18 protein-coding genes and 1 pseudogene are annotated in these 19,700 nt (G+C 72.1%); 12 read left to right on the top strand and 7 right to left on the bottom strand.

Annotated features, from left to right (window positions below):
- The first annotated feature begins 64 nt into the window (after nucleotides 1–64).
- Genes C8250_RS09925 through C8250_RS09915 form a run of 3 tightly spaced genes read left to right on the top strand, consistent with a single transcriptional unit; the run spans nucleotide 65 to nucleotide 3,188 of the window.
- On the top strand, nucleotides 65–1,336 hold the full coding sequence (locus C8250_RS09925; protein ID WP_138353926.1) for an ABC transporter substrate-binding protein: 1,272 nt from the start codon (nucleotides 65–67) through the stop codon (nucleotides 1,334–1,336).
- 11 nt (nucleotides 1,337–1,347) lie between these two features.
- A complete protein-coding gene (locus C8250_RS09920) occupies nucleotides 1,348–2,262 on the top strand; it encodes a sugar ABC transporter permease (RefSeq protein ID WP_138353864.1) in 915 nt (304 codons plus the stop codon).
- On the top strand, nucleotides 2,259–3,188 hold the full coding sequence (locus tag C8250_RS09915) for a carbohydrate ABC transporter permease (protein WP_138353863.1): 930 nt from the start codon (nucleotides 2,259–2,261) through the stop codon (nucleotides 3,186–3,188). The genes C8250_RS09920 and C8250_RS09915 overlap by 4 nt, the downstream gene beginning before the upstream one ends.
- A gap of 20 nt (nucleotides 3,189–3,208) precedes the next feature.
- On the opposite strand, the gene C8250_RS09910 is transcribed toward C8250_RS09915, so the two are convergent.
- On the bottom strand, nucleotides 3,209–3,661 hold the full coding sequence (locus C8250_RS09910) for a DUF6069 family protein (protein ID WP_138353862.1): 453 nt from the start codon (nucleotides 3,659–3,661) through the stop codon (nucleotides 3,209–3,211).
- Between the two features lie 308 nt (nucleotides 3,662–3,969).
- Between C8250_RS09910 and C8250_RS09905 the strand changes: the two genes are divergently transcribed.
- Nucleotides 3,970–5,064, top strand: a complete 1,095-nt coding sequence (locus C8250_RS09905; RefSeq protein WP_138353861.1) for an NUDIX hydrolase — start codon at nucleotides 3,970–3,972, stop codon at nucleotides 5,062–5,064.
- A gap of 46 nt (nucleotides 5,065–5,110) precedes the next feature.
- On the opposite strand, the gene C8250_RS09900 is transcribed toward C8250_RS09905, so the two are convergent.
- Nucleotides 5,111–6,472: a dipeptidase gene (locus tag C8250_RS09900; RefSeq protein ID WP_138353860.1), complete on the bottom strand. Its 1,362-nt coding sequence runs from the start codon at nucleotides 6,470–6,472 to the stop codon at nucleotides 5,111–5,113.
- A gap of 149 nt (nucleotides 6,473–6,621) precedes the next feature.
- On the opposite strand from C8250_RS09900, the gene C8250_RS09895 reads away from it, so the two are divergent.
- Entirely contained in the window at nucleotides 6,622–7,851 is a 1,230-nt protein-coding gene (locus C8250_RS09895) for a geranylgeranyl reductase family protein (RefSeq protein ID WP_138353859.1), read from the top strand.
- A gap of 58 nt (nucleotides 7,852–7,909) precedes the next feature.
- A complete protein-coding gene (locus tag C8250_RS09890; RefSeq protein WP_138353858.1) occupies nucleotides 7,910–8,566 on the top strand; it encodes a DUF4230 domain-containing protein in 657 nt (218 codons plus the stop codon).
- 81 nt (nucleotides 8,567–8,647) lie between these two features.
- Here C8250_RS09890 and C8250_RS09885 read toward each other — a convergent pair whose 3' ends face one another.
- Complete coding sequence (locus C8250_RS09885) at nucleotides 8,648–9,103, bottom strand: nitroreductase family deazaflavin-dependent oxidoreductase (protein WP_138353857.1); 456 nt, start codon at nucleotides 9,101–9,103, stop codon at nucleotides 8,648–8,650.
- Between the two features lie 132 nt (nucleotides 9,104–9,235).
- Here C8250_RS09885 and C8250_RS09880 point away from each other — a divergent pair, with 132 nt between their 5' ends.
- Genes C8250_RS09880 through C8250_RS09870 form a run of 3 tightly spaced genes read left to right on the top strand, consistent with a single transcriptional unit; the run spans nucleotide 9,236 to nucleotide 11,893 of the window.
- Entirely contained in the window at nucleotides 9,236–9,955 is a 720-nt protein-coding gene (locus tag C8250_RS09880) for a TetR/AcrR family transcriptional regulator (RefSeq protein ID WP_138353856.1), read from the top strand.
- 58 nt (nucleotides 9,956–10,013) lie between these two features.
- Nucleotides 10,014–11,231 carry a sensor histidine kinase gene (locus C8250_RS09875; RefSeq protein ID WP_138353855.1) on the top strand — a complete coding sequence of 406 codons (1,218 nt, stop codon included), beginning with the start codon at nucleotides 10,014–10,016 and terminating at the stop codon, nucleotides 11,229–11,231.
- Nucleotides 11,228–11,893 carry a response regulator transcription factor gene (locus C8250_RS09870; protein WP_138353854.1) on the top strand — a complete coding sequence of 222 codons (666 nt, stop codon included), beginning with the start codon at nucleotides 11,228–11,230 and terminating at the stop codon, nucleotides 11,891–11,893. Before C8250_RS09875 ends, C8250_RS09870 begins: the two co-directional genes overlap by 4 nt.
- A gap of 41 nt (nucleotides 11,894–11,934) precedes the next feature.
- Here C8250_RS09870 and C8250_RS09865 read toward each other — a convergent pair whose 3' ends face one another.
- Nucleotides 11,935–12,213, bottom strand: a complete 279-nt coding sequence (locus C8250_RS09865; protein WP_138353853.1) for a DUF6332 family protein — start codon at nucleotides 12,211–12,213, stop codon at nucleotides 11,935–11,937.
- 147 nt (nucleotides 12,214–12,360) lie between these two features.
- Entirely contained in the window at nucleotides 12,361–13,878 is a 1,518-nt protein-coding gene (locus C8250_RS09860; protein ID WP_138353852.1) for an MFS transporter, read from the bottom strand.
- A gap of 86 nt (nucleotides 13,879–13,964) precedes the next feature.
- Here C8250_RS09860 and C8250_RS09855 point away from each other — a divergent pair, with 86 nt between their 5' ends.
- Complete coding sequence (locus C8250_RS09855; protein ID WP_138353851.1) at nucleotides 13,965–14,360, top strand: MarR family transcriptional regulator; 396 nt, start codon at nucleotides 13,965–13,967, stop codon at nucleotides 14,358–14,360.
- 100 nt (nucleotides 14,361–14,460) lie between these two features.
- Nucleotides 14,461–15,831, top strand: a complete 1,371-nt coding sequence (locus C8250_RS09850; RefSeq protein WP_138353850.1) for a deoxyribodipyrimidine photo-lyase — start codon at nucleotides 14,461–14,463, stop codon at nucleotides 15,829–15,831.
- 28 nt (nucleotides 15,832–15,859) lie between these two features.
- On the opposite strand, the gene C8250_RS09845 is transcribed toward C8250_RS09850, so the two are convergent.
- Both C8250_RS09845 and C8250_RS09840 read right to left on the bottom strand, forming a co-directional pair.
- Nucleotides 15,860–16,603 carry a maleylpyruvate isomerase family mycothiol-dependent enzyme gene (locus C8250_RS09845; RefSeq protein ID WP_138353849.1) on the bottom strand — a complete coding sequence of 248 codons (744 nt, stop codon included), beginning with the start codon at nucleotides 16,601–16,603 and terminating at the stop codon, nucleotides 15,860–15,862.
- A gap of 174 nt (nucleotides 16,604–16,777) precedes the next feature.
- Nucleotides 16,778–18,008, bottom strand: a pseudogene (locus tag C8250_RS09840) (MFS transporter).
- A 41-nt stretch (nucleotides 18,009–18,049) separates the two neighbouring features.
- On the opposite strand from C8250_RS09840, the gene C8250_RS09835 reads away from it, so the two are divergent.
- Nucleotides 18,050–19,273, top strand: coding sequence for an ROK family protein (locus C8250_RS09835; RefSeq protein ID WP_138353848.1), 1,224 nt, complete (start codon nucleotides 18,050–18,052; stop codon nucleotides 19,271–19,273).
- Nucleotides 19,274–19,700 lie beyond the last annotated feature (427 nt).

Here is a 19,700-nt window from a genome sequence, read left to right as displayed (position 1 = left end):
GGGGGACATGGCGCAGTCATCGTTCAGTGGTCGGCCCACAGTCGGGGAAGCGTCCGGACATCGGATCTCCCGCCGAAGTCTGTTACGGGGCGCGGCGATCAGCGCGGGAGCGGTCACCCTTCCCTCGCTGCTCGCCGCCTGCGGCAGCGGTCCCTCCGGGGACGGCAAGACGGTCACTCTCGGTTCCAACGCGTCGGACGCCGTGCCGAAGACGGCGTTCCAGTCGGCCTTTGACGCCTATCAGCAGCAGTCGGGCAGGACGGTGAAGGTCAACACCGTCGACCACAACACGTTCCAGGAGAACATCAACCGCTATCTGCAGGGCAGCCCGGACGACGTCTTCATGTGGTTCGCCGGCAACCGGATGCAGTTCTTCGCGGAAAAGGGCCTGCTGTCCGACATCAGCGATGTGTGGTCGGGATTCAAGGGCTTCTCCGACGCGCTCAAGGCGCAGTCCACCGGGCATGACGGCAAGCAGTACTTCGTGCCGTACTACTACTACCCGTGGGCCGTCTTCCACCGCAAAAGCCTCTTCCAGCAGCACGGTTACCAGCCGCCGAAGACGTTCGACCAGTACACCGCGCTCGCCCGGCAGATGCAGAAGGACGGGCTCACGCCGATCGCCTTCGGCGACAAGGACGGCTGGCCCGCGATGGGCACGTTCGACTACATCAACCTGCGGGCCAACGGCTACGACTTCCACGCCTCGCTCATGGCCGGCAAGGAGTCCTGGACCGACCCCAAGGTCAAGCACGTCTTCGACCTCTGGCGCAGCCTGATGCCCTACCACCAGAAGGGCGCCAACGGCCGGACCTGGGAGGAGGCGGGGCAGAGCCTGCAGCAGCGCAAGACCGGCATGGCGGTCTTCGGACTGCCGCACCCCGGCACCCAGTTCCCCGAGGCCGAGCACGCGGACCTGGACTTCTTCCCCTTCCCGGAGATCGATCCGGCGCACGGGCAGGACTCGGTCGAAGCACCCATCGACGGCTTCCTGATGTCGAAGAAGGCCAAGAACAAGGACGCGGCACGGAACTTCCTCACGTACCTGGCCACCCCGGCGGCCGAGGACTCCTATCTCGCGAGCGACCCGAACAACGTCGGTGTCAACTCCGGTGCCTCCACCGCCAAGTACACCGAACTGCAGAAGAAGTCCGCGGTACTGGTCGCCGGCGCCCAACACATATCCCAGTACCTGGACCGCGACACCCGTCCGGACTTCGCCTCGACCGTCATGATCCCCGCGCTGCAGACGTTCATCAACAAGCCGGACGACATCGACGGGCTGGTCAACAGCATCGAGAGGCAGAAGAAGTCCATCTTCGCCGCCGCGGACTAGGAGTACAGGCTGTGCCGCAGATCATCACGCGGCGCGCCGGACGGCGGGGTCCGCGGAGGTTCTCCCCCCGCGACCTCGCCGTCCTCGGTGTGCTGCTCGGGATACCCGTCCTGCTGGAGATCGGCCTCATCTGGGGCCCCACGTTCGCCTCCATCGGGCTGTCGTTCACCAGCTGGGACGGCGTCGGCAGCATCCACTGGGTCGGCACCCGCAACTACCACGACCTGTTCACGAACTATCCGCCGTTCTGGCGGGCCGCCCGCAACAACCTGCTCTGGCTGGGGTTCCTGGGCCTGATCGCCACCCCCTTCGGGCTGCTGCTCGCGGTGCTCCTGGACAAGAACATCCGCTTCAGCCGCTTCTACCAGAGCACCCTGTACATGCCGGTCGTGCTCTCACTGGCGGTCGTCGGCTTCATCGCGCAGCTGGTCTTCTCCCGTGACCAGGGCGCCCTCAACGCCGTCCTGGCGAACACCGACAACCCGACCGACTGGCTGGGCGATCCCTCGCTGAACATCTGGGCGATCCTGCTCGCCGCGGCCTGGCGGCACACCGGCTACGTGATGATCCTCTTCCTGGCCGGGCTGAAGTCGGTGGACCCGGCCCTCGAGGAGGCCGCGGCGATCGACGGGGCCAGCGAGGTGCAGGCGTTCTTCCGGGTCGTGCTGCCGGCGCTGCGGCCGGTGAACGTCATCGTCGTGGTGATCACCGTCATCGAGGCACTCCGGGCGTTCGACATCGTCTACGCCGTCAACCACGGGCGCAACGGTCTGGAACTTCTCAGCGTGCTCGTCACGGACAACATCATCGGCGAAGCGAGCCGGATCGGTTTCGGATCGGCGATCGCGGTGGTGCTGCTCACCATCTCGCTGGGATTCATCGTGACGTACCTGGTCCAGGAGATGCGCGAGGAGAGGAAGCCATGACATCCGCCGTTGCCGCCCGGCCCTCCCACCAGCACGCGAAGGCCGCCACCGGCGGTTCGCGGGACCGGCGCCGGGTCCGGCCCGCGCGTCTGGGACTCCACACGTTCCTGATGGCCGTGTCGCTGGCGTTCCTCGCCCCGCTGCTGCTCGCGGTCTACGCCTCGTTGCGGCCCTACCAGGAGACCGCGAAGTACGGGTACTTCTCCCTGCCGCGGCATCTGTCGTTCGACTACTACCGGCAGGCGTTCACCGAGGGGGAGATGAGCAAGTACTTCGTCAACTCCCTGATCATCGCGGTGCCCGCGCTGCTGCTCACGCTGTTCTTCGCCTCCTTCGTCGCCTTCTCGGTGTCCCGGATCCAGCTCAGGGGCCGGGTCTTCCTGCTGGTCATGTTCACCGCGGGCAACCTGCTGCCGCAGCAGGTGATCGTGACCCCGCTGTACGCCCTCTTCAACCGGATTCCGCTGCCGTACTGGATGTCCGACTCGATGACGATGTACGACTCCTACTGGGCCGTGATCGCCGTCCAGGTGGCCTTCCAGACCGGCTTCTGCGTATTCGTTCTCGCCAATTTCATGCGCACCCTGCCGATGGAGATCATCGAGGCGGCGATCGTCGACGGCGCGGGCGTGTGGACCCAGTACTGGCGCATCACGCTGCCGCTGTGCCGGCCGGCTGTCGCCGCGCTCGCCACGCTGCAGTTCACCTGGATGTACAACGACTTCCTGTGGGCGCTGGTCTTCATGTCCTCCGGCGACAAACTGCCGATCACCTCGGCGCTGAACAACCTGCGCGGACAGTTCTTCACCGACTACAACCTGCTGGCGGCCGGGTCGGTCATGGTCGCGCTGCCCACGATCCTGGTCTTCATGATCCTGCAGCGGCAGTTCATCGCGGGCCTCACCCTCGGCGCGAACAAGGGGTGAAGCGGGAGAGTGCCCGGCGGTCAGCGGGTGGTCCGGCGCAGCGCCGGGACGAGGACCGCGGCCACGGCGGCGTGCACCAGGCACAGCGCGACCTTGGTCGCCGTCGTGGCCTCCTCGGCGAGGACCGGCAGCAGCGACAGCAGCAGCACCGCCGTGGCGAGCGTGGTCCACGCGGTGCGGGCGTGCCGGGTGAAGTGCTCCAGCAGCGCCAGGCCGCCCCAGCCGAGGAGTGCGAACAGCAGGCTGAAGACGGCCACGACCGGCAGGCTGATGACGGTCCTGCCCATGGAGTCGGCGAGCGCGAAGTCCGCACCCGCGGCGTGGCCCACGGCCCGGACCGCGCAGGTGGCCACGACGGCGCCGGCCACGGCGGCGGCCCGGACGCGCCGCCGCCGGCCCGATGCGGCGGCGGACAGCTGGCGGGCCGCGGAGGGGCGGTTCACGGACGGGGACGCGGAGTGGGTCGTGGTCATGATGCTGCTCCTGAGGTGGGGAGGGACGGCGTCCGGGCCGGGTGCTCCGGCGCTGCGCGCCGGCCGGACCGTGCTTCTGCTCACGGCTTCTACTCATGCGTCGAACGGGGTCGCCCCGGATCGACACGGCGGGAGAACTTTCTTCCGGGCCGGGTGACGGGCGGGTGCAGGCTGGGCGCCGAGAGGGGCGTGGGGAGGCCGTCGGGAGGCCGTCGGTGGGGGCCGGTACGAGCCGATGGCCGGTACTGCGCGTTTGCCGATAGCGATGATCCGGGCAATTCGTAGGGGGCTACGGAGAAGGGGGCACCGTGATCGTCTGGGTGAACGGGGCGGTCGGCGCTGGCAAGACCAGCGCCGCACGCGAACTGCTGGACCTACTGCCGGGCAGCACTCTCTACGATCCGGAGGTCATCGGTACGGGACTCGGCCAGCTGTTGTCCGAGAAGCGGCTCCAGGAGGTGACCGACCTCCAGGACCTGCAGATCTGGCGGCGGCTGGTGGTCGACACCGCCGCCGCGCTGCTCCAGGAGGTCGGGGGAGTGCTGGTCGTCCCGGCCACTCTGCTGCGGCAGGAGTACCGCGACGAGTTGTTCGGCGGTCTGGCCTCGCGCGGAATCGTGGTGCGACATGTGCTGCTCGACCCAGGGGAAACGATCCTGCGGGAGCGTCTCGCCCGCCGGGAGGAGGCGGAGGAGGAGCTGCGGGCGGACCCCGGCGAGGGACTGGACGGCGGACCGGTCGGCGGGCTGCCGCTGCCGCCCGGAGCCGGCGCGCCGGCGCGCCGCTGGTCCGGGAACCACCTTCCGGAGTACCTGGACGCGCTGTCCTGGCTCAGCACCGACGCGTATGTCATCAGGACGGCGAAGCTGACACCCCGCCAGACCGCGGAGCGGATCGCCGAGGCGCTGCGCCAGGGTGTGGGGCGCTGCGACATCGTGCAGACCCCGGAACCCACGGCGGAGACCGTCGCCTCCGGGGTGCTGCTCTTCGACGAGCACGACCGGGTACTGCTCGTCGATCCGACCTACAAACCGGGCTGGGAGTTCCCCGGCGGGGTCGTCGAGCGGGGCGAGGCACCGGCGCAGGCGGGACTGCGCGAGGTCTCCGAGGAACTGGGCATCGAACTCGCCGTGGTGCCGAGGCTGCTGGTCGTCGACTGGGAACCGCCGGCGCCACCCGGCTTCGGCGGAATGCGGCTGCTCTTCGACGGCGGACGCATACCCGCGGCCGACGCCGAACGGCTGCTGCTCCCCGGCGCCGAACTGCGCGGCTGGCGGTTCGTCACCGAGGACGAGGCCGCGGGGCTGCTGCCCCCGGTACGGCTGGACCGGCTGCACTGGGCGCTGCGGGCCCGCGAGCGCGGCGTCCCGCTGAACCTGGAGGCCGGCCGGCCCGTCGAGTGAACCGGCCTGACGGGGTCCCGCCGCTCAGCGGCGGGACCCCGTCAGCTCATACGGACTTGGACGCGGCGAACTGGCCCAGGAACAGCGCCTCGGCCAGCGACAGGCGTTCCAGCTCCTGCGGGGAGACGCTCTCGTTCACCGCGTGGATCTGGGCGTCCGGCTCGCTCAGGCCGATCAGCAGGATCTCCGCCTCGGGGTACAGCGTGGCCAGGGTGTTGCACAGCGGGATCGACCCGCCCTGACCGGCGATCTCCAGCTCCTGGCCGTACGCGGTGCGCATGGCGTCGGCCATCGCGGTGTACGCCGGGCTGGTGGTGTCGGCGCGGAACGGCTGGCCGCTGCCGCGCTGGGTGACCTCGACCCGGGCACCCCAGGGGGCGGCCGCCCGCAGATGCGCGATGAGCGCGTCGGCGGCCTCCTGCGCGTCCATGCCCGGCGGCACCCGGAGGCTGACCAACGCTCCCGCGCTCGCCTGGACGGACGGGGTCGCGCCCACCATCGGCGGGCAGTCGATGCCCAGCACGGTCACCGACGGCCGGGCCCAGACCCGGTCCGAGACCGTGCCGGTGCCGACGAGGCCGACACCGTCCAGCACCTTGGCGTCCTTGCGGAAGTCGTCCTCCGGGTACTGCAGCCCGTTCCACCGGCCGTCCGCGGCCAGCCCGTCGACGGTGGTGGCGCCGTTCTCGTCGCGCAGGGTGCCGAGCATGTGGATGAGCGCGGCGAGCGCGTCCGGGGCCGCACCGCCGAACTGGCCCGAGTGCAGATTGCCGCCGAGGGTCTCGACCTTCACCTCGACCATCGCCATGCCGCGCAGCGTCGCGGTGACCGTCGGCAGCCCGACCCGGAAGTTGCCCGTGTCACCGATCACGATCGCGTCGGCCGTCAGCAGCTCGGGGTGCGCCTCGACATAACGTTCCAGGCCGCCGGTGCCCTGCTCCTCGGAACCCTCGACGATGACCTTGATGCTCACCGGGGACCCGCCGTGCTCGCGCAGCGCGCGCAGCGCCGTGAGGTGCATCAGGATGCCGCCCTTGCAGTCGGCGGCGCCGCGCCCGTACCAGCGGCCGTCCCGCTCGGTCAGCTCGAACGGCGGGGAGATCCAGGCGGCTTCGTCCAGCGGCGGCTGCACGTCGTAGTGCGCGTACAGCAGCACGGTCGGCGCGCCCTGCGGTCCTGGGAGGTATCCGTAGACCGACTGGGTGCCGTTCGGGGTGTCCAGCAGTGCCACGTCCTGGAAGCCGTCGGCCCGCAGTGCGTCGGCGACCCAGCCGGCGGCCTTCTCGCAGCCGCTCCTCGGGAACTGGCGTTCGTCGGCGACCGACGCGAACGACACGAGCTCGGCGAGTTCCGCGCGGGCGCGCGGCATGAGGGAGGCGACGGTTTCGGAGAGCGGGACGGCCTGCATGGGCGCTCCTTGCGGGTGTGATGGTGTGTTCGTGCGCACAAGTGGACGTTGCCGATGGTGCCACAGCGGTCGGAGCCGGGTTCTCGCCATAGGATGCGGCTGAGCAGGGGCGACGAGAGTCGGCGGGTCGAGCGGGAGCGGAATCACACGTGAGCAGCGAGCAAGCGGCGCAGGGCAGCGGTTCGGCGGACGACGGAGCGGACGACACGGTCTGGGATGTCGTGGTGGTCGGTGCCGGCCCCGGTGGTGCCTCGGCAGCCCATGCGGCGGCCGCCGCCGGCCGCAGGGTGCTGCTGCTGGAGAAATCCGAACTCCCGCGCTACAAGACATGCGGCGGCGGCATCATCGGCCCCTCCCGCGACTCGCTGCCGCCCGGCTTCGAGCTTCCGCTGCGGGACCGTGTGCACGCGGTCACCTTCAGTCTCAACGGCAAGCTGACCCGCACCAAGCGCTCGCGGCACATGCTGTTCGGCCTGATCAACCGCCCCGAGTTCGACGAGGCCCTGGTCCGGACGGCGCAGGAGGCCGGGGCCGTGCTGCGGACCGGGGTGACCGTCTCCCGCGTGGAGCAGCACGGCCCGGCCGTGCCCGACCGGCGGACGGTCGCCGTCGTGCTCAACGACGGGGCGACCGTCCTGGCCCGCGCCGTGGTCGGCGCCGACGGCAGCGCCAGCCGGATAGGAGCTCACGTCGGGGTCAAGCTGGACCAGGTCGACCTCGGCCTGGAGGCCGAGATCCCGGTACCGGTGTCGGTGGCCGAGGACTGGGCCGGCCGCGTCCTCATCGACTGGGGCCCGCTGCCCGGCAGTTACGGCTGGGTGTTCCCCAAGGGCGACTCGCTCACCGTCGGCGTGATCTCCGCGCGCGGTGACGGCAGCGCGACCAAGCGCTACCTGGAGGACTTCATCGCCCGCCTCGGGCTGGCCGGCTTCGAACCGAGCATCTCCTCCGGGCACCTCACCCGCTGCCGCTCCGACGACTCCCCGCTGTCCCGTGGCCGGGTCCTGGTGTGCGGTGACGCGGCGGGGCTGCTGGAGCCGTGGACCCGTGAGGGCATCTCGTTCGCGCTGCGCTCCGGACGGCTGGCGGGGGAGTGGGCGGTCCGGATCTCCGAGGCGCACGACGCGGTCGACGCCCGCCGGCAGGCGCTGAACTACGCCTTCGCCGTGAAGGCCGGGCTCGGTGTGGAGATGGGGGTGGGGCGGCGGATGCTGGCCCTGTTCGAGAAGCGCCCCGGTCTGCTGCACGCCGTTCTCACCACCTTCCCGCCGGCCTGGAACGCTTTCGCGGGGATCACCCGCGGCAAGGGCACCCTCGCGGACCTGGTCCGTAACCATCCGCTCGCCCGCCGGGCGCTGTGGGCGCTGGACCGTTCGTAACGGCGGCCCATGGAACGGCACTTGAGGGGAAGGCGACTTCCCAGGAGGTGCCGTCAACATGGTGTTGCGCGACAGTGCGGGCCGAATGCCGTGGTGGGCCAGGCTGACCGCCACGGTGGTGGTCCTGGCCGGGCTTTTCTTTCTCTTCGCCAAGGCAGACCTGCTTCCCGGAATCCCCAATCCGTTCGGCGAGAAGACCAAGGACCGCAGCGGTCCCGTGGTGCTGAAGTCGATCCAGGACATGAGCCGCTTCCAGGGCGCGAGCGGGAACTTCCAGGTCGTCGTCGATCTGCAGAAGGACGCGACCTTCCTTCCCGACTCCGTGAAGGGCAAGCGGACGCTGTACGTCGGCGCGGGCAGCGTCGACTCCTATGTGGACCTGGGCAAGGTCGGCAAGGACGCGGTCACGGTCTCCGCCGACCGCACCGCCGCGACCATCCGGCTGCCCCACGCGGAGCTGGAGCGCACCGCCCTCGACCCGAAGAACTCCTATGTGGTCTCCCAGCAGCGGGGCTTCTTCGACCGGCTCGGCGACTTCCTGGGCAACAACCCCGGGAACGAGAAGCAGCTGAACGAACTGGCCGCGCAGAAGATCCAGGACGCGGCCAAGGCGACCGAGCTGGGCCGGCGCGCGGAGGCCAACACCCAGTCGATGCTGCAGCGGCTGCTCACCTCGCTCGGGTTCACCAAGGTCGAGGTGACCTTCGCCCCGTAGTCCGACGGCTCCGTGGTCCCGTGGCCCGTCGGCCCCTGTTCCTGGCGGTCCGCCCGCAGGCCGTTCGCGGGCGGTTCGCCGTCAGCCCGAGGTGGTGACCAGGAAGACGGGGTGCTTGTGCGCTATCGCGCGCAGCTCCTCGTCGGTCGAATCGGGTCCGACGCCGCCGAAGAACACGCCGACCTCGGCCTTCCAGCGTTTGAGGTAGGCGCGCAGCAGCACCGGCTTGTCGTCATCGGCGATCTCGGTCGCGGTGAACTCCTCGGTCCTCCGGCCGAGGATGAGCTGCCCGCCGCCGGCCGCCCGCATGTTGTGCGTCCACTGGACGTGCCCGCGCGGGGCCACCAGGTAGCGCTCCTCGCCGACCGTCAGCAGGTTGACCGGGGTGCGCCGCCATTCGCCGCTCTTGCGGCCCTTCACGGCCAGCACCCGCGATCCCCAGATGCTCAGCCCGCGCCGGGTCAGCCACGCGACCGTGCGGTTGAAGACGTTGACGGTGAACCAGCCGGGCTTCTTGACGTGGTCGCGGTCGGCCATGATCGGTGCTCCCTGAGGCGAAATGGAGAGCGGTGCTCTCGCTTGAGTTCAGCCTGTCACCGTCGTCCGGAAAAAACAAGAGCGGTGCTCTCATTGTTGGCCGATGCTCCGGAAGATGGCAGACTGGACGACATGAGTGTGATCCGCGGAGCCAGGGAACGGGCCCGAATCGAAGTAACCGCCGCCATAAAGGAAGAAGCGAGACGGCAGCTGGCCGCCGAGGGCGCGTCCCGCCTCTCCCTGCGTGCGGTGGCGCGCGAGCTGGGCATGGTCTCCTCGGCCCTCTACCGCTACTTCCCGAGCCGGGACGAGCTGCTGACCGCGCTCATCATCGACGCGTACGACGCCATGGGAGCGGAGGCCGAGGCCGCCCTCGCCCGCACGGCCGGCGACGCCCCGCACGCGCGCTGGGTGGCGGTCTGCCGCTCGGTGCGCGACTGGGCCCTGGCACGCCCGCACGAGTACGCCCTCATCTACGGCTCGCCGGTGCCCGGCTACATCGCGCCGATGGACACCGTGGGCCCCGCCTCCCGCGTACCGCTCACGCTGGTCGCCGTGGTGCGGGAGGCGCATGCGGCCGGCACCCTGGGCCCGCCCCCCGGATCGCCGTTGGCCGCGCCGGTCAGGGCGGACGCCGCCCGGCTGGCGGCGGAGCTGGGCCCGGAGCTCCCCATCCCGGTCGTCGCCGCGCTGGTCGGCAGCTGGGCCCAGCTCTTCGGACTGCTGAGCTTCGAGCTCTTCGGCCAGTTCAACCGCGTGGTGGAGGCCCGCGGTGCGTTCTTCGACCAGGCCGTGGGCGCGCTGGCCGGCCAGGTCGGGCTGTCGCCCGCCGCCGTACTCCCAGCGGAGTAGTCACGATGACCACCGGCAGCGGACGACGGCCATCGGTCCGCCGGTCTAGCGTTGCGGCATGACAGACCAGGAGTCGCCCCGGGCACCCCGGTTCCGTGGCATCGCCACCCGCTACCCCTGGATCTCCTCGATCGCCGTGGCGGTCGCGCAGCTCGTCGGCTCCAACGGAGCGGCGCGCAACCAGACGGGCCGCGTGCCCCTGGACTCGCTGGCCTACGTACTGCTGCTGGCAGGACCGGCGATGCTGCCGCTGCGCCACCGCCTGCCGGTGTTCGTCGCCGCCGGCACCGCCGCCGTGGCCGGCGGCTATCTCGCGCTCGGCTACCCGTACGGGCCGGTCTTCCTCAGCGTGGTCGTGGCCTTCTTCGCCGCCATCGGAGCGGGCCGCCGCCGCGCCGTGCTGATCATCGCGGGGGTGGTCTACGCAGGGGAGCTGCTGGTCGGCCAGTGGCTGTACCGCTGGCTGCCGCCGGAGGGCGACGGCCCCTCGTCCTGGATGGCCGCGTCCGGCATCGCCGCCTGGCTGCTGGCGGTCCTGGCCGGCGCCGAGCTGTTCCGGGCCCGCCGTGAGCGGATCGCGCGCGAGCGGCGCGAGCGCGAGGAGGCGGAGAACCGGCGCGCCGACGAGGAGCGGCTGCGGATCGCCCGGGAGCTGCACGACGTCCTCGCGCACAGCATCTCGGTGATCAATGTGCAGGCGGGTGTCGCCCTCGCGCTCATGGACGACCACCCCGAGCAGGCCCGTACGGCGCTGACCACCATCAAAGCCGCCAGCAAGGAGGCGCTCGGCGAGGTCCGACAGGTGCTCAGCACCCTGCGGGCACCGGGTGACGCGCCGCGGTCGCCCGCCCCCGGCCTGGACCGGCTGCCCGAACTCGCCGAACAGGCGGCCGGCGCCGGTCTGACGGTGGACATCACCACCGCCGGAGCGCGCTTCCCGCTGCCGCCCGGCGCGGACCTCGCGGCGTTCCGCATCATCCAGGAGGCGCTGACCAACATCGTCCGGCACTCCGGCTCCCGCACCGCGCGCGTCCGCCTCGGATACGGGCCGGAGGGGGTCGAGCTGAGCGTGGACGACGACGGACCCTCGGCGCAGCGGCAGGAGGGCGACGGGGGCGGCGGCAACGGCCTGATCGGTATGCGCGAACGGGCCGCGGCGCTGGGCGGCACGGTCGAGGCAGGACCGCGCCCCGGCGGCGGCTTCCGCGTGCTGGCACGGCTGCCGTCCGGCGCGGCCGGTACCGTGGCGGGCGCCACCGAGGAAGAGGGCCGATGATCCGCGTACTGCTTGCCGACGACCAGGTCCTGGTGAGGGCCGGCTTCCGGGCGCTGCTCGACGTCCAGAGCGATATCGAGGTGGTCGGCGAGGCCGACGACGGGGAGGCGGCGCTGCGGCTGGTGCGCGAACTCACCCCGGACGCCGTCCTGATGGACATCCGCATGCCGCGTATGGACGGTCTGGCGGCCACCCGGCACATCACCGCGGATCCGGCGCTGACCGGCGTCAAGGTGGTCATCCTGACCACGTTCGAGCTGGACGAGTACGTCTTCGAGGCGATCCGCGCCGGTGCCTCCGGCTTCCTGGTCAAGGACACCGAGCCGGCGGAACTGCTGCGGGCGGTCCGGGCGGTGGTGGAGGGCGACGCCCTCCTCTCGCCGGGGGTGACCCGCCGGCTGATCGCGGAGTTCGCGGCCCGGTCGAAGGAGCCGACGACCGTCGCGGGCCTGGAGCACCTCACCGACCGCGAGCGCGAGGTGATGGCGCTGGTGGGCATCGGCCTGTCGAACGAGGAGATCGCCCGCAGACTCGTTGTCAGCCCGCTCACCGCCAAGACCCATGTCAGCCGCGCCATGATCAAGCTCGGTGCCCGCGACCGGGCCCAACTCGTCGTCCTGGCCTATGAGTCCGGGCTGGTACGCCCTGGGTGGCTCGGCTGACCGAAGGGGCCGGCACCCGACCGGGGTTGAATCGATCCGGCTCAGCGGGATTCTCTGCGGCCCGGTACGTCCCGCGCTTCGCGCGTCCGGTTCTCGTGGCGCTGCAGGACGCCGGCCACCGTGCCGCAGAAGGTCACCACCGCCACGGCGACGGCCGCCGTCACCCAGCTGTGCCGGGCGTCGCCGTGCACCCGCCCGGCTAGCACCGGGCTCACCACCAGGGCGAAGGCGATCGCGGCGAAGACCGTTCCGGCCGCCGCCGCGTACATCATCTCGACCGTGGTGGCGTCCCGCTCGGCCTGTGTACGAGTCCCACGCATAGGAACACCCTTCCCCTGGGACCGGCGGCACAATCCGCCGGTCCGGCACCCGGCCCCGCGCCACGGGAGACGTCCGGCCCCGCGCCCTCCCTCGTGGCGCGGGACCGGACGACGGTCGGTTCCCGGGTGGTACGGCGGACCGGTCGGTCAGTCGCGCACCGCCACCGGCTGCGCCTCGGCCTCCGCCGCCACCACACCGGCGGACGAGGCCGACGGTACGGAGGTCGCGACGACGATCTCGTGGGCCGGACGGCGCTTGCGCAGCCCGGTGACGGTGATCAGCAGCCCCGCCACCCCGATGAGGGTGACGACCACGAGCCCCGGCCGGTAGGTGTCCAGGACCGCCTGCGGCGTGCTGGGCGACCCGGTGCCGCTCGACGTCACCACCGCGGTCACGATGGCCAGGAAGATCGCCCCGCCCACCTGGAACGAGCTGTTGAGCAGGCCGGAGACCATGCCCTGCTCATGGTCGCTGACGCCGTTGGTGGCCTGGATGTTGAGCGACGAGTAGGCGAGGGTGAAGGCGGTGCCGAGCAGCAGCATCGACGGCAGGATGTCGAGGGCGTAGGCGGGCGACAGGTCGACCCGCAGGAAGAGCACATAGCCGAGGACGAGCGAGGCGAAGCCCGCCGTGATCACCCGCGGGGTGCCGAACCGGTCGACCACCGGCCCCATCCGGGGCGAGGCGATGGCCACCAGCGCGCCGGCCGGCAGGAAGGCGAGCGCGGTGTGCAGTGCCGACCAGCCGAGCAGGGACTGCATGTACTGGGTGACGAGGAACTGGAAGCCGATGTACGACCCCATGAAGGTGGCGCCGCCCAGGTTGGCGCGGATCTGGTTGGGGGAGCGCAGGATGCCGAGCCGGATCAGCGGGTGCGCGGAGCGCCGTTCGATGGCGATGAAGCCGGCCAGCAGTACGGCGACGACGCCGAACGACACCAGGGTGCGGGCCGAGCCCCAGCCGGTCTGTCCGGCTTCGACGACGGTGTAGACGAGCAGCAGCATCGCGGCGGTACCGGTCAGCGCGCCGGGCAGGTCGTAGCCGCGTCCCGCGCCGCTCTCGCGGGGGCTCCTGGGGATGAGCTTGAGGCCGACGACGAGGGCGATCAGGGCGACCGGTGCGGGCAGCAGCATGGTCCAGCGCCAGCCCACCTCGGTGAGCAGCCCGGAGAGCACCAGGCCCATCGAGAAGCCGGTCGCGCCGCAGGAGGCGTAGATGGTGAGCGCCCGGTTGCGGACCGGGCCCTCGGCGAACGAGGTGGTGATGATCGACAGTCCGGCGGGTGCGGTGAACGCGGCGCTCAGACCCTTGATGAAGCGGGTGGCGATGAGCAGCTCACCGGAGTCGACGACGCCGGCGAGCAGCGAGGCGGCGGCGAAGACGCCGAGCGCGATCAGGAAGACGCGGCGGCGTCCGAGCAGGTCGGCGGCGCGGCCGCCGAGCAGCAGCAGACCGCCGTAGCCGAGGATGTAGCCGCTGACGATCCACTGGAGCGAGGCGGTGGTGAGGTCGAGGTCGTGGGCGATCGAGGGGAGGGCTACGCCCACCATCGATACATCGAGCGCGTCGAGGAACAGCGCCGCGCAGAGCACCAGCAGGGTGCCCCACTGGCGGGCGTTCCAACTCGCTTCGGTAGCGCGGACGGTGGAGGACGGAGAGGTCATGCGGAGCAGACTACATGCGCATGCATCCAATGCAAGTGCATTTAATGCTTGCGCATGGAGCGTCGTTTTTCTGCTACCGTGCAGAGATGACCGGTGACAAAGGTGAGCGGGCGCTCGTGGAGGAATGGCGGGCGATCCTCGCCGTCCACGCGCGTACGGCGTGCGAACTCGACCGTGAGCTGCATCAGCACGGTCTCGGGGCCAGCGATTTCGAGGTCCTCGACGTACTCGCCGGCGGGGATCCGGCGGACGGCGGCTGCACCTTCCGCGTCCAGGAACTGGCCGACCGGGTCCATCTGAGCCAGAGCGCGCTGTCCCGGCTGGTGGCCCGGCTGGAGAAGGACGGCCTGGTGAGCCGCGGGATCTGCGACGAGGACCGGCGCGGCGTACGGGTCGGGATCACCGACCTGGGGCGCACCCGGTACGAGGTGGCCCGGCCAGGGCAGCGGGCCGTACTGGAGCGCATGCTCGGCACGGTGTGACCGCTTTCTTCGAGCAGCGCGTGCTCCTTCGAGTAGGCGTGACCGTGCCCTCCGCGTGTCGCCCGGCCGCGGGCCGCCGGAGTCGGTAGCTGTTGGCGGTATGTCCGTCTCCATCGCGCTGTTCACCGGCGACCTCCGGCTGCACGACAACCCCTCGCTCCGCGGCGCGTTGGGCTCGGCCGACCAGGTCGTCCCGCTCTTCGTCGTGGACCACGCGATCCGCGACGCCGGCTTTCCCTCCCCCAACCGCGCCGCCTTCCTGGCCGGCTGCCTCGCCGATCTCGACACCCGGCTGCGCCGCACCGGAGCCCGGCTGGCCCTGCGCACCGGCGACGTCACCGAACAGGTCCGCGCGGTGGCCGCCGAGGCCGGCGCGGAGCAGGTGCACCTCGCGGCCGGCGTCAGCGGCTACGCTCAGCGCCGCGAGGAGCGGCTGCGCCGCGCCCTGGAACTCGACGGCCGCCTCCTGGTGGTGCACGAGGCGGTGGTGACCGCCGTCGCCCCGGGCGCCGTGACACCGCAGGGCAAGGACCACTACGCCGTCTTCACCCCGTACTTCAGACGCTGGGCGGAGCAGGGCGTCCGCGAACCGCTGCCCGCGCCGCGCCGGATTCCCGGCGCGCGGGTCCGGTACGGATCGCTGCCGTCCCCCTCGTCGCTGGCCGGCGGTACACCGTCTCCCACGCTGCCCGAGGGCGGGGAGACGGCGGCCCGCCGGCGGCTCGGCCGCTGGCTGGACGGGCCGCTGGAGGGGTACGCCGACGGCCACGACGACCTGCCGGGGGACCTCACCTCGCGGCTCTCGCCCTATCTGCACTTCGGCTGTCTGTCGGCCGCCGAGCTGGTGCACCGGGCGACGGCCCGCGGCGGCGCGGGCGCGGACGCCTTCGTACGGCAGCTGGCCTGGCGGGACTTCCACCACCAGGTGCTGGCCGCCCGTCCCGCCGCCGCGCACCGCGACTACCGGAGCCGGGGCGACCACTGGCGCGCCGACGCGGACGAGATCGAAGCCTGGCGTGCGGGCCGCACCGGCTATCCCATCGTCGACGCCGCGATGCGCCAGCTCCGGCAGGAGGGCTGGATGCACAACCGGGCACGGCTGCTGGCCGCGAGCTTCCTCACCAAGACGCTCTACGCCGACTGGCGGACCGGCGCCCGCCACTTCCAGGAGCTGCTGGTCGACGCGGATATGGCCAACAACCAGCTCAACTGGCAGTGGGCGGCGGGCACCGGCACCGACACCCGCCCCAACCGTGTGCTGAACCCGCTCACCCAGGCCCAGCGCTTCGACCCGGACGGCAGCTACGTACGCCGCTACGTTCCGGAGCTGGCGGGCATCCCCGGCGGTGCGGTCCACCGGCCCTGGCGGCTGCCCGCGGCCGAACGCGCCGCCCTGGAGTACCCGGAACCGATCGTCGACCTCGACGTCGCCGCCGCGCGCTTCCGCCGGGCCCGGGGGCTCGACGACTGAACCACCGGGCCCCGCGCACCGGAGCGCCTCACATGATGGGGGAGGCCTGCTGCCACAGCTCCACGAGTGTCCTGTCCCCGGAGACGTCGAGCCCGTCGTACGGTCCGCGGTTCCACAGCGCGAGGTAGAGGTCGGCGGCAGGTCCGCTCACCGTGCAGTCGGCCGCGCCCGGCGCCCCGCGCTCGACCCGCGGGGCCTCCTGGGAGAGCTGGACCAGCCAGTCGCCCGTGCCGGCGGGCGCGTCCACCGCCCGGACGCGCAGGGTGCGCGGCAGTTCGCTGCGCACCCGGCTGCGGGGGCGGGTGTGGAATCCGGCCAGCAGTTCATCCACGCCGTCGGTGGCGAAGGCCGTGGTCACGGGGGAAGGGGCAACGCCGAGCGCGGCCTCGGCGTCCACCCGGTGGACGGCCGTCTCGTGCGCCTGGCGCCGCGCCCAGAACTCCAGTGACGAGGGGGCGGTGAGGAAGTGCCAGCACCGCAGATCCGCCGGGGCGGCGGTGAGCGCGGCCACGAGGTCGGCGTGCGCCTCGCGGTACCAGTCGAGCAGCGCGCCGTCGTCGGGCACCTTGCCCTCTATCGGCGCGGGTTCCTTCCGGCCTTCGACGATGAATCCGGTCGCCCAGCGGTGGACGATTCCGGTGTGCTGTACGAGGTCGCGAACCCGCCAGTCGGGGCAGGGCGGCACCGGTGCGTCCAGGCCGGCCTGTTCGGCGGCATCGGCGAGCAGCGTTCCGTTGTGGCGCAGGATCTCGATGAACTCAACCGTCTCCATGGCGGGATTGTGACATCCCGTCACGGCGCGTGGTACGCCCGTACGGCACCGGCCTCGCGGTGCCCGGCGACACCGCGCCGACCTGCGCCGGAACCGGTGCCACCGCGGCGCGGATCGTATACCCGGCACCGGGTCCGGCCCCGGGCCGGGACGCCGGGCCGGGACGCCGGGCCGTCAGGGGCCCGGACGGGTGCCCAGGTTCCGTACGGCGTAGGCGATGGCGGACGCGGTCGCGGCCAGCAGCGCCACCGTGGTCAGCGCGGTCGGCAGCCCGAAGGCGTCGGCCAGGAAGCCGATGGAGGGCGGGCCGAGGAGCATCCCGCCGTAGCCGAGGGTGGAGGCCGCCGCGACACCGCTGGGTCCGGCGAGCTCGCCCGCGCGGGCGATGGCGACCGGGAAACAGATTGGCCAGGCCGAGGCCGGTCACGGCGAAGCCGGCGAGCGCGAGCCAGATGGACGGGGCGAGCGCGCCGAGCAGCATGCCCGCGGCGGCGGTCAGCCCGCCGAGTACCAGCGCCCGGGTCTGGCCGAGCCGTTCCAGCAGCGCCGTCCCGGACAGCCGGCCGAGCGCCATCGCGAGCGCGACGGCCGCGTATCCGGCCGCGGCGATGCCCTGGCCGCCGCCGAGGTCCTCCTGGATGTGCAGCGGCCCCCACTCCGCGAGAGCGCCCTCGCCGTAGGCGGTGCAAAGCGCGATCAGGCCGAACACGGCCACCAGCAGGCCGGTCCGGTGCACGGCCGGCGCGGCGCCGGCCGTCCCTTCAGCGGGGGAGCCCGCGGATCCGCTGCGGTCCTGCCGGTCGTCAGCCGGCGGGGTGATCCGCTGGGTGAGGAGCGTCCGGCCGGCGACGGCGGCGACCAGCAGACCGACCGGGGTGAGCAGCAGCAGATGGGTGGTGGGCGACAGATGCGGGGCCAGCAGTCCGCCGAGGGCGGCGCCGAGCAGCCCGCCAAGGCTGTACGCGGCATGGAATCCGGACATCACCGGACGGCGCAGCGCCGCCACCAGGTCGACGGCGACGCTGTTGATGGCGACGTTCATCCCGCCGTAGGCGGCGCCGAAGGCCAGCAGCACCAGGCCGAGGGCGAGCGCCGAATGGGTGAGCGGGGGAAGCGCGATGCTCAGGGCCATCAGCACGCCGGTCACGACCGTGATCCGGCGGCTGCCGAAGCGGCGGCAGAGCCCGCCGGTCAGCACCATCGTGGCCACGGCTCCCGCCGAGACACCGAGCAGGGCGAGGCCCAGCTCACTGGAGGAGGCGCCCACTTGCGCTTTGATGGCCGGAATGCGGACCACCCAGCCCGCGAAGATGAAGCCGTCGAGGGCGAAGAACGTGGTGAGGGCGACGCGGAGCCGGGTGAGAGAGGGGTCGGTCGGGGGGCGGCGGGAGGCCGTAAGGGCCATCCCTATTTTGTTTAGCGTCGGCACAAAGTCAGAATAGGGGCGTGACCCAGATTCGGACAAGGCTCGAGCGAGGCCGGAGCGCACTCGGCCCGGCGCTCGCACTCGTGCACACCGGCCGCGCGCCGACCCGCGCCCTGCTCACCTCGGAACTCGGCGTGACCCGCGCCACGGCGGGCGCGGTCGCCGCGGAACTGGAGGCACTGGGGTTCATCCGGGTGGACACCCGGCCGGGCGGTGCCTCCGGGGCGCAGGGCAGGCCCTCGCACGGACTGGACCTCGATCCGGCGGGACCGGTGGTCCTCGCCGCCCAGGTGCACTCCGACGGCTTCCGCGCGGCACTGGTCGGGCTCGGCGGGCGGATCGTCGCCACCGCTCCCGGCTGTATGACCGTGCCCGCCGATCCGGCGCACGTCCTGGGCGCGGTCGTCGAAGCCGGCGCGGAGCTGCTGCGGGCCTCCGGGCGCACCTGCCTGGGCGCGGGGCTGGCCGTACCGTCCGCCGTCGCGGAGCCCGAGGGCACCGCTCTGAACCCGCTGCACGTCGCCTGGCCCGCGGGCTCCCCGGTGCGCCAGGTCTTCGCCGAGCAGATCGCCCGGGCCGGCATCACCGGACCCGGCGGCGCCCCGATGGCCTCCTTCCTGGGCAACGACGTCAACGTCGCCGCCCTCGCCGAGCACCGGCACGGCGCCGGGCGCGGCGCCGGCCAGCTGCTGGTCGTCGCCACCGGCCACCGCGGCGTCGGCGGAGCGCTGGTGCTCGGCGGGCGGCTGCACACCGGGAGTTCGGGTCTGGCCCTCGAGGTCGGCCATCTGACCGTCAATCCGGCGGGCCGGCCCTGCCACTGCGGCAGCCGCGGCTGCCTCGACGTCGAGGTCGACCCGCTCGCCTTCCTCGAAGCGGCGGGACGCCCGCCGGGACCGGCGGTCTCCCTCCTCGAACAGGCCCGCGACCTGCTCCGGGACGAGTACGAGGACCCCGCCGTCCGCGCCGCCGCGCACACCCTCATCGACCGGCTCGGCCTCGGGCTCGCCGGCCTCGTCAACGTCCTCAACCCCGACCGCATCCTGCTCGGCGGCCTGCACCGCCACCTCCTTGACGCCGACCCGGAGCGGCTGCGCGCGGTCGTCGCCGACCGCAGCCTGTGGGGGCGCAGCGGCAGCGTTCCGCTGCTCGCCTGCGCCCTGGACCACAACAGTCTGGTCGGCGCCGCGGAGCTCGCCTGGCAGCCGGTGCTCGACGACCCGCTGACGGCGCTCGGCGGCTGAGCCACGGCGGGCCGGACACCCGGGGCCGGCGCGCGGTTGCCCGTGCTGACCGCGGGTCCGCCGCCGATGAGCGGCAACCCGCGAAACGGTGACCCGGCGCTGAACAGTGCGGGGCGGGCGGGGGAATTCCCGACGCCGCGCCACCGTCCGGTCGGGCCCCGCGACCGTCCCGCCAGGCCGCCCGGTGGACGCCCGCGGCACCGCACGGAGCCGCCGAACTACCCGTGTGACCAGGGAATATCCCCTGCTGAGGGGCGCCGCCGAGGGGTGCGTCCGGGGGCATCCGGGGTGCCGGGCGAGCGGAACCCTGCCGTCAGGTCGCGCGTATATGGTGCGCCTCAATCGACGGCGCGGCCGTCAGCGAGGTGCGCCCGTCAGCGGCGCGCCCCGCGCGGTGCCGGCGGTGTCGGCGGCGGAAGAAGTGGAG

The sequence above is a fragment of the Streptomyces sp. So13.3 genome, assembly GCF_005860785.2.
Lineage (GTDB): Bacteria > Actinomycetota > Actinomycetes > Streptomycetales > Streptomycetaceae > Actinacidiphila > Actinacidiphila fildesensis.
Note: the sequence above shows the minus strand (reverse complement) of the source record. Positions and strands in the feature narration are given on the sequence as shown.

Coding starts and splice junctions, on each gene's coding strand:
- C8250_RS09915 (WP_138353863.1), top strand. CDS start 2,259: ATGACATCCGCCGTTGCCGCCCGGCCCTCCCACCAGCACGCGAAGGCC.
- C8250_RS09910 (WP_138353862.1), bottom strand. CDS start 3,661: ATGACCACGACCCACTCCGCGTCCCCGTCCGTGAACCGCCCCTCCGCG.
- C8250_RS09900 (WP_138353860.1), bottom strand. CDS start 6,472: ATGCAGGCCGTCCCGCTCTCCGAAACCGTCGCCTCCCTCATGCCGCGC.
- C8250_RS09890 (WP_138353858.1), top strand. CDS start 7,910: ATGGTGTTGCGCGACAGTGCGGGCCGAATGCCGTGGTGGGCCAGGCTG.
- C8250_RS09885 (WP_138353857.1), bottom strand. CDS start 9,103: ATGGCCGACCGCGACCACGTCAAGAAGCCCGGCTGGTTCACCGTCAAC.
- C8250_RS09880 (WP_138353856.1), top strand. CDS start 9,236: ATGAGTGTGATCCGCGGAGCCAGGGAACGGGCCCGAATCGAAGTAACC.
- C8250_RS09875 (WP_138353855.1), top strand. CDS start 10,014: ATGACAGACCAGGAGTCGCCCCGGGCACCCCGGTTCCGTGGCATCGCC.
- C8250_RS09870 (WP_138353854.1), top strand. CDS start 11,228: ATGATCCGCGTACTGCTTGCCGACGACCAGGTCCTGGTGAGGGCCGGC.
- C8250_RS09865 (WP_138353853.1), bottom strand. CDS start 12,213: ATGCGTGGGACTCGTACACAGGCCGAGCGGGACGCCACCACGGTCGAG.
- C8250_RS09860 (WP_138353852.1), bottom strand. CDS start 13,878: ATGACCTCTCCGTCCTCCACCGTCCGCGCTACCGAAGCGAGTTGGAAC.
- C8250_RS09855 (WP_138353851.1), top strand. CDS start 13,965: ATGACCGGTGACAAAGGTGAGCGGGCGCTCGTGGAGGAATGGCGGGCG.
- C8250_RS09850 (WP_138353850.1), top strand. CDS start 14,461: ATGTCCGTCTCCATCGCGCTGTTCACCGGCGACCTCCGGCTGCACGAC.
- C8250_RS09845 (WP_138353849.1), bottom strand. CDS start 16,603: ATGGAGACGGTTGAGTTCATCGAGATCCTGCGCCACAACGGAACGCTG.